A 768-nucleotide genomic window follows, 5' to 3' on the forward strand; every position below is an offset into this window, starting at 1 on the left:
CCACGTCCAGGTCGACACGCTCCACCGTCCATGGCGCAGTCACGCCAAGCAGCTGCCGGTACAGTTCCACGCTGTCCATCGCACACCTCCTTACCAAGCCATGCGCGAAAGCGTACTACCTACCCACACGAAAGTCTGAAGAACCTAAAAAAAGATCCCGTACCCGCGGCTTGCCAGGTCAGCTTCGGTCGAAAGCCGTCACCTTGGGCATCACCACGGCAAGATAGTCGACCAGTGTACGTACTGCCGGCAGCAGGCCGGTGCGATAGGGAATCAGCGCCGTGATGCGAGCATCCGCGGCCATCCATTCGGGCAGGATCTGCCGCAGCGCGCCGACCCTCAGTTCGGCCTGGCAGACGTATCCGGGCAGTGCCGCAACGCCGATGTTGGCACAAGCGGCCTCTTTCAGCGAAATCAGGCTGTTGCTCTGGAATCTCGGGTCAATCGGCACCACGACGACGCGTTTGTCCGGCCCCTGCAGCTGCCACTGCTGCGCTCCCTTGCTGACCAGTGCGATGATCGAATGCGACGCCAATTCCTCCGGCTGTTCCGGTTGGGACACCCGTTCGAGATATTCCGGCCCTGCGAAGAGATACCACGGCGCGCGTGCGAGCGGACGCTGTACCAGATTGGAGTCCTGGAGCTGGCCCGTGTGGCCGCGGATCGCCAGATCGAATCCCTCTCCAACGATGTCCACCATCCTGTCCGTGGCGGTCTCGATGATTTTGACCTTGGGATGGTCGGACAGGAATGTGGACAACACGTGAC

At 61.5% G+C, this 768-nt stretch carries 1 protein-coding gene; it reads right to left on the minus strand.

Features of this window, described 5'->3' with window-relative positions; translation table 11 throughout:
- Positions 1–178: 178 nt before the first annotated feature.
- Positions 179–768 (minus strand): substrate binding domain-containing protein (locus tag AC1DKD_RS41715; protein ID WP_477144792.1); only part of this gene is annotated, 590 nt, incomplete at its 5' end.

The sequence above is a fragment of the Cupriavidus sp. 05T313 genome (genome assembly GCF_056396665.1).